The sequence below is a fragment of the Collinsella sp. LCP19S3_D3 genome (assembly GCF_052121455.1).
Classification (GTDB): Bacteria; Actinomycetota; Coriobacteriia; order Coriobacteriales; family Coriobacteriaceae; genus Collinsella.
The window spans coordinates 66,165-74,056 of the sequence record NZ_JBQKEF010000010.1 but is presented as its reverse complement, the minus strand read 5'-3'; the positions used below and the strand labels follow the sequence as shown (position 1 = coordinate 74,056).

4 protein-coding genes are annotated in these 7,892 nt (G+C 61.4%); 3 read left to right on the top strand and 1 reads right to left on the bottom strand.

Annotated elements, in window-relative coordinates:
• Positions 1-506: 506 nt before the first annotated feature.
• Positions 507-2,807, bottom strand: a complete 2,301-nt coding sequence (locus ACTQXM_RS05660) for an LTA synthase family protein (protein ID WP_441537275.1) — start codon at positions 2,805-2,807, stop codon at positions 507-509.
• Positions 2,808-3,020: 213 nt separating this feature from the next.
• On the opposite strand from ACTQXM_RS05660, the gene ACTQXM_RS05655 reads away from it, so the two are divergent.
• The 3 genes from ACTQXM_RS05655 to ACTQXM_RS05645 all read left to right on the top strand — a co-directional run bounded on the left by ACTQXM_RS05655 (position 3,021) and on the right by ACTQXM_RS05645 (position 7,890).
• Positions 3,021-3,890 carry a nitroreductase family protein gene (locus ACTQXM_RS05655; RefSeq protein ID WP_441537274.1) on the top strand — a complete coding sequence of 290 codons (870 nt, stop codon included), beginning with the start codon at positions 3,021-3,023 and terminating at the stop codon, positions 3,888-3,890.
• A 158-nt stretch (positions 3,891-4,048) separates the two neighbouring features.
• Positions 4,049-6,076 carry a KUP/HAK/KT family potassium transporter gene (locus tag ACTQXM_RS05650; protein ID WP_441537273.1) on the top strand — a complete coding sequence of 676 codons (2,028 nt, stop codon included), beginning with the start codon at positions 4,049-4,051 and terminating at the stop codon, positions 6,074-6,076.
• 188 nt (positions 6,077-6,264) lie between these two features.
• On the top strand, positions 6,265-7,890 hold the full coding sequence (locus ACTQXM_RS05645) for a sensor histidine kinase (RefSeq protein WP_441537272.1): 1,626 nt from the start codon (positions 6,265-6,267) through the stop codon (positions 7,888-7,890).
• The last annotated feature ends 2 nt before the right edge of the window (positions 7,891-7,892 follow it).

Genomic DNA, 7,892 nt, shown 5'->3' with positions numbered 1-7,892 from the left:
CGGTGAGCCCGGCGCCGCGAAGCGCCCTGGCCCTCTCCACCATTCTCCTACTGTATGCCATGCGGACTCCGTTCCGGACCTCAACGGTCCAACTTTTTGTCCGCAGTCCCAGGCTTGGAATGGGATGTACTTTCCGGTTGAGAGCCTTAGCGGAAAGTGCGACCCGGAATTTACTCTTGAAGTGGGATGCGCTTTCCCAACAGGCCCTCAAGCGGAAACTGCGTCCCACTCCGGACGTGAATTCTGGGACACAGTTTCCGCGATTCGCATGACAGGCCACGCTTCTACCATGAGGTGAGCGCAGTTTCTTTATCAGCCCACTCAACCCGCAACGGGTGAGGGGCGACGGCAGGCGGAGGTACGGGAAAGGTCTGTCGCGAGTTCCGCACGCAAAGGGGGCCACTTAATGTGGCCCCCGTCTTGCGCAGGACTGTTTGAGCAGCAGACTTTTCCCGTACCTCCGCCTGCCGTCGATTCGGGCCCCCGACCCCGTTACTTGATCCCCGCTACTTGATCTTGGTCGTACCCGGCGCCAGGTTGGGGTCGGTCTCGTTGGCCTCGGTCTGGAGGTGTTCGGTGTACACGTTCTTGCCGTCGCGGAACATCTCGTAGTACTGCATCTTGGCGTAATCCTCGCGCGCCTTGGTGGCCGCCGCGGCGACGGCGTCTTCGCCGGTGACGTTGGAGGAGAGCGCCCAGCGCAGGCTAGCGTCCTCGTAGCCCACCGAGTTGATGGCGGGCAGCGACTTGCGCAGCGTCATGTGCGCTTTCTGGTAGTCGGTCAGTGGTGCGCCGATCAGCTGCATCAGCTGGGTGGACAGGTAGTTGATGGACAGGTCGTCGACCTCGCTCGTCTGGTCGCAGCCGGCAACGTCGTAGTTGGCCCAGATGATGTAGTCGGTCTGCCACAGGCGCTCCTGATGCGTAGCGCCGTCCTCGCCGGTAAACCACTTATCGTTGAACTTGGACGGGAAGAACGGCTGATGGTCGCCCCAGAACACCACGACCACCTTGCGGTCGAGATTGCGCAGGGCATTGAGGAAGTAGCGCAGCGCCTGGTCGGACTGCTCGATGCACGAGACGTACTCGTCGACATCGGAGAGTGTGCCGTCCTCGATGGTCTTGGCGTCCAGATCGGTCGTGTCGATGTTCAGGTGCATCTGCTTATCTGCCGGCAGCAGGCCCGTATCGTAGCCCGAGTGGTTCTGCATGGTCACGTCAAAGATGAACTGCGGGTCGGCGTTCTGGTTGAGCAGCTCAAGGATTTTGTCGTAGGTTGCCTGGTCGGTCACCATGCCGCGCAAGGTGCCGGCTCCCTGGAAGTCGTTGATAGACAGGAACTGGTCAAAGCCAAAGTCCTTGTAGACGTTCTCGCGGTTCCAGTTGGTTGCGTGGTTGGGGTGCATGGCTGTTGTGGAATATCCGAGCGACTTGAACTGCTCTGCCAGGTTTCCGGTCGTTTCCATGTTGTAGATGGTGTAGGGGTACACGCCCGAGCCCAGGTTGGCCATGGAGTTGCCGGTCATAAACTCAAACTCGGTATTGGCGGTGCCGCCGCCGTAGGCGCTCACGTAGAGCTTGCCGCGGCTGAGGCAGTCGGACAGGTTCTTAAAGTACTGCGGGCCCTCGTAGCCGGCGTGCATCTCCTGATAGATCGAAAGATCCGAGAAGGTCTCGTTCATAATGGCGATGACCGTGGGCTTCTCGCTATCGAACTGCTCTTGGGCGGCGGTACGGGCGTCGCTTGTGGCGGCATCGGACTTGTCATAGGCCTTGGCATACTTTTTGAGCGTTGCCTTGGCGTCGTCGGCGGAGTAGTTGGCGGGTTTGGGCGGCTTGATGGACTGTGCCGCACTAATAAAGGCAGGCAGATAACCCTCGCGCCAGTAGCTCTCGAGCGGGCGCCAGGTGTAGACGGTGATGCCGAGGGTGTTGTAGTAGTCGATAAGCGTGACATGCGCGGTCACGCCGCCCAGGCACAGCACCGCCACGAGCAGGTTGGTGAGCAGCATGCGCTTGGCGTTGGCGGCACCCTTCTGACGGTGCGGTGCTACCAGGCCGGCGTACTCGCATAGCAGCATGGCGATGGCGGTAAAGCCCATGGACAGCACGCAGAACAGCGAGATCGAGTAGGTGTAGCCGCTGCCGGCGACCGCGGCGGCGGTGGAGATGGCCGAAAGGTCGCCCGGCTGGATGGGCATGGATTTAAACGTGATGACGAAGAACTCGGCAATGCCCAGGATAAAGAGGGCGAAGGCCAGGGCGGCGGGAGCTGCGCCGCGGCGCTGGAACAGGAAGAACAGGCCGACCATGAGCGTGGTGATGATGGCCCACTCGAGCAGTATGCACAGGGGGTAGACCCAGGTAAAGTCGTGGTTGGACGAGACCTCCATGCCCAGCAGCGCAAAGACGCCGGCGAGCAGCAGGCACAGCACGGCGACGACGAGCGGTTTGCCCACAAAGGCGCCGCGCAGACGGGCGAGCTTGCCGGTGGGGGCGGGGGCGTCGGGCGCGGCGAACGCAAAGACGCGCGGGGCGATGCGGTCGCGTGCGATGCTGGCCCAGGCGCAGCCGGTGAGGATGGCGTTGGTCAGGATGAGCATCACAAAGGCGAGCGGCTCGTTTTGGGCGACGAGGCCCATGGCGCCCCAAATGGTCAAAAAGACCTGGAACAGACCGAAGGCGACGCTCCATCCAAGAGCGCCCTTGGCAACGGTGCCCGACTGCGCGCGAATGGCCTTGGCCTCGCGCAAGACAAGGAAGACGGTCGCCGCAAGACCGACGAGCGAGATGGCGGCTGCGAACATGCTGAGACTCCTCACAAGCTAAAACCTACGAAAGCGGGGGTTTACCCGATTGTTACCTAAATATGCACTGCATTTGCGGGCTGCGCACAACAACCAGCCATATTAGCGCGCATGTGTGGCGGTGTGGCGCAATGTAGTGGCGACCTGCGCGATAATGGACGGGAATTACACGGAAACGTAAAGGCTTCTTAAAGAAATGGCGAGGATGAGGCGATGAACGAGCAGGTTTGTATGACGAGTGCGGGCGACGTGGGCGCTGGCATGGGCGCGGGCGGCTATCCGGTCGAGACCACGGGCAACGCGGTGCTGGACATTTTGGAGCACCGTTCGTCCACGCGCGCTTTTGCGCGCGATGACAACGACCGTCCCATAGCGGTGACCGACGAGCAGCGGGCGGCGATTCTGCATGCGGCGAGCCGCGCGCCGTCGGCAGGCGCCATGATGATGTATTCCATCGTGAGTATCCGCGAGCAGACAACGCTCGATCGCCTGGCCGACCTGTGCGACCACCAGCCCATGATCGCCAAGGCGCCCTGGGCACTTATATTTGTGGTCGACTATGCCAAGTGGATCGATTTGTTTGAGCACGTGGGTTGCTTTGAGCCCGAGTTTGTCGAGCGCACGGGCAAGGCGCCCCGCCGCGCGCCGGGTTTAGGCGACTTTGCCATCGCGGCGCAGGATGCCGTGATCGCTGCCCAAAACGCCGTGGTCGCCGCCGAGGCCCTGGGGCTGGGGAGCTGCTATATCGGCGATGTCGTCGAGAACGCCGAGGAAGTTGCTGCGCTGCTGGACTTGCCGCCCTATACCATGCCGCTGTCGATGCTCATCATCGGCACGCCCCGCAAGGAGCGCCCGGCGATTGCGCATCCCGTGGTGAACCTGGTGCACGAGGAGCGCTATCGCCGCGCCGATGCCGCGACCATGGATGCGCAGGTGGCCGAGATGGACGCGATGTTCCGTCCGCATGCCCGCGAGGTGGGGGAGCGCGTCGTGGATATCTACACCCGCAAGCACACGAGCCCCTTTATGGCCGAGATGAGCCGATCCATGGAGTGGTGGTTCAAAAACTGGCTCGGAAAATGACGAATGTGACAAAGGGACAGTCCCTTTGTCACATTCCATATCGCCGCGGTGGCCTAAAGGCCGTATAAATGTTTATCTAGCTGGGAAAACAGTGCATTAAAACATGGGACGATTATCTATAATCCCCTCGAACGTTAAAGTTGGGAGGAAACCGGCTTATGGAACAAAAGGCCAAGGAGGCAGCCTCGCACGCTGCGATTCCTGTGAGCATCTCGGCGATGCTCGTCACGCTGGGCGTGGTGTATGGCGATATCGGCACCAGCCCCATGTATGTAACCAAGGCGCTCGTTGCCGGCAACGGCGGTATCGGAAGCGTCACGGAGGAGTTCGTGCTCGGCGCGCTCTCGCTCGTCGTGTGGACGGTCACGCTGCTGACGACCGTCAAGTACGTGCTCATCTCGCTGCGCGCCGACAACCATGGCGAGGGTGGCATCTTTGCTCTGTACAGCCTGGTTAAGCGCTGCGGCAAATGGCTCATCATCCCCGCCATGCTGGGCGGCGCGGCACTGCTCGCCGATGGCATCCTCACGCCTGCCGTTACCGTGACTACGGCTATCGAAGGCCTGCGCACCATTCCGGCAGTCCATGCCGTGCTGGGCGACGATCAGGCCCGCGTCGTGGCCATCACGCTTGCCATCATCATTGCGCTCTTCTTGGTGCAGCGCATCGGCACGGCCAAGATCGGCCACGCCTTTGGCCCCATCATGACGCTGTGGTTCCTGTTCCTGGGCGGCACGGGTCTGTTCTTTGTCTTCCAGCACCCCGCCGTGCTGCTGTGCCTCAACCCGGTGCGCGGCATCGCCTTTTTGTTGAGCCCCAACAACCATGCGGGCATCATGATTCTGGGCAGCTGCTTCCTCGCCACCACCGGTGCCGAGGCGCTCTACTCCGACATGGGCCACGTGGGCCGTGGCAACATCTACGCAACCTGGCCGTTCGTTAAGTGCTGCTTGCTGCTGTCCTACATGGGCCAGGGCGCGTGGCTTATCAACAACGCCAGCAACCCGGAGCTCATGGGTATCGCCGACCTCAACCCCTTCTACCAGATGCTCACCCCGGGCCTGCGTCCCTTTGCCGTCGGCCTTTCCACCGTCGCGGCCATCATTGCCTCGCAGGCGCTCATCACCGGCGCTTTCTCGTTGGTGTCCGAAGCCAGCCGCCTGGACCTCATGCCGCACATGCAGGTCTTCTATCCTGCCGAGACCAAGGGCCAGCTCTATATTCCCATGGTCAACAACGTCATGCTCGTGGGCTGCGTCATCGTGGTGCTGCTGTTCCAGAGCTCGGCGCACATGGAGGCCGCCTACGGCTTGGCGATCACCCTGACCATGATGTGCACGACGCTGCTGCTCTTCTTCTACTTGCATGTTGATCGCGGCCTTAAGGTCGTCCCGTATATCTTCGTTGTGTTCTTCCTTATGCTCGAGGGCTTCTTCTTTGTGAGTTCGCTCACCAAATTTTTCCACGGTGGCTATTTCACTATTCTTATGGCCATGCTCATCATGGGCGTTATGCTGTGCTGGTACAACGGCACGGCGGTCGAGCGGCGTCAGTTTACGCTGCTGCCGCTGCGCAGCTATCTGCCGCAGCTCAAGCGCCTGCGCGACGACGATCGCTATGAGCTTATGAGCGACAACATCGTGTACCTGACCAAGGACACCAATACCGACTACATCGACCGCGATATCGTCTACTCGATTCTGGACAAGCATCCCAAGCGCGCCCGCGCCTGGTGGTTCGTGAACGTCGAGACCATGGATGAACCGCATACCTTTGCCTATTCGGTCGAGACGTTTGGCACCGACTATGTTTTCCGCGTGCATCTGTACCTGGGCTACAAGGTTAACCAGCGCGTGAACGCCTACTTGCGCCAGGTTGTTCAGGATCTGGCCGCCACTGGCGAGCTGCCGCCGCAGATGCATGACTACTCGGTCTACAAGGATCCGGGCAACATCGGCACGTTTAAGTTCGTCATGATCCGCAAGCTCCTGGCGCCCGAGAGTGACGTGGAGCCGAGCGAGCGCACGGCCATCACGCTCAAGTACATCATCCGTCGCTTTGCCGGTACGCCGGCGCGCTGGTATGGCCTGGAGAACTCTAACGTGAGCTTTGAGTATGTGCCGCTGTTCACCAAGTTCAAGGCTGTGAACAAGATGCAGCGCCTGGCCCCCAACGAGCGCCCGTAGTCGCCGACAGGTTGCATGGAGTTGGCCTTCGATGGACAAGAGTGTGCGCCCTGCTCGCGCACGTGCTGTTTGTCTAACGACCGCAGACTGCAAAGGCTATACACTTGGAACCACCACAAGGGAAACCACCACAAAGGTGCCGTCCCCTCTGTGGTGGTTTTTGTTTTTAAGAGAGGGGCGGGGTGCCGATGGACGTCCGTGCGGACGGCGATATTGCCGATAGCTTTTGGTGGCGGCGCACAACGCTGACACGTCGCAGCCCTCTGTATGACGCCTGCGTATCGGCGGGGCTGCTGGTCGCGGCGACGATTGTGGGTGCGCTGCTCGACCATCCTGGTCTCGCGCCGAGCATCATGATCGTCTATGTGTTCGCCGTGCAGCTGTGCGCATTCTTTACCTGGAGCCGCCTGTATTGCTTGCTGAGCTCGGCTGCCGCCGTAGCGCTCTACAACTTCTTGTTTGTCGACCCGCGCTGCTCGCTATCGTTTATCGACCGCGTCTATCCCGGCATGTTCTTCATCATGTTTGTGGTCTCGCTTGTGTCGAGCTCGATTGCGTTGGCCCTGCGCCGCGCCTTGGCACAGGCTGCCGCCAGCGACCGTCGCACGCATATGGTGCTCGAGACCAACCGCATGCTGCAGCGGTGTTCCGATCAGCAGCAGATTGTGCACGCTATGGCAACGCAGCTGGCGCGTCTTTCGGACTGTCCGGTCGTGTGGTATAGCGCCGATGCCGACGACGATGACCTGCTGCCGCGCGCGACGTACACGGCCGTGGGCGATGCCGCGCCGGTGCACCAGTTGGCGCCCCAGATGCCGCCGCGGCTCTCGACATCCGCTTATGTGGGAACGCCGCTCGATGCCACCTATGGTGGCTCGGCGTTCTACGGCATATACCTGACCGTGCGCTCGGGTGACACCATGGTGCGCGCGGGCGATCCCGCCTCGGTGGTGGGGGTGCTCGCCATTGTCGCCGAGCCCGATGCGCTGACGCCCGAGGAGCGGACGCTTGCCGATGCCATTGTGAGCGAAGGCGAGCTTGCGCTCGATCGCGCCCGCGCCATGGAGGCCCGCGAGGAGGCGGCGGTACTCGCTAAAAACGAGCAGCTGCGTGCCAATTTGCTGCGTTCCATTTCGCACGATCTGCGTACGCCGCTCACCAGTATTTCGGGTAATGCCGACGTGTTGCTCGACCAGGGCTCGACCGGCACGGCCGTGCTCGACGACCAGACACGCCGCGGCATGCTCCTATCCATTCGCTCGGATGCGCTGTGGCTCAACGCTACCGTCGAGAATCTGCTCGCCATCACCAAGCTCGAGGGCGGCGGCATGCACCTGTCGACCACGCTCGAGCTCATGGACGATATCGTCGAGGAGGCGCTGCGTCACGTAAATCCGGCCGTGCGCGAGCACGACCTTAAGGTAGTGGCGTGCGATGAGCCGGCGCTCGTCAACGTCGACGCGCGCCTGATGGTGCAGCTGGTGGTCAATCTGGTGAACAACGCCATCACCTATACGCCTGCGGGCTCGCATGTCGTAATCTCGATTGGCGTCCATGATGGATGCGTGGCGTGCTCGGTTGCTGATGATGGCCCGGGCATTGCGCCCGAGGACCGCGAGCGAATCTTTGAGTCGTTCTACACCGCCAACCATGGCCTAGCCGACAGTTGCCGCAGCGTGGGCTTGGGGCTTTCGCTCTGTCGCTCCATTGCGCTGGCACATGGCGGTAGCATAGAGGTTGCCGCGGCGGCCCCGCACGGCTCTGTCTTTACGATTGAGCTTCCCGCCGCCGATATTTCGTTTGATAAGGAGTAGCG

What these genes read in the sequence shown, in the direction of transcription:
- ACTQXM_RS05645 (WP_441537272.1), top strand. Translation starts at nt 6,265, where the DNA reads ATGGACGTCCGTGCGGACGGCGATATTGCCGATAGCTTTTGGTGGCGG.
- ACTQXM_RS05650 (WP_441537273.1), top strand. Translation starts at nt 4,049, where the DNA reads ATGGAACAAAAGGCCAAGGAGGCAGCCTCGCACGCTGCGATTCCTGTG.
- ACTQXM_RS05660 (WP_441537275.1), bottom strand. Translation starts at nt 2,807, where the DNA reads ATGTTCGCAGCCGCCATCTCGCTCGTCGGTCTTGCGGCGACCGTCTTC.
- ACTQXM_RS05655 (WP_441537274.1), top strand. Translation starts at nt 3,021, where the DNA reads ATGAACGAGCAGGTTTGTATGACGAGTGCGGGCGACGTGGGCGCTGGC.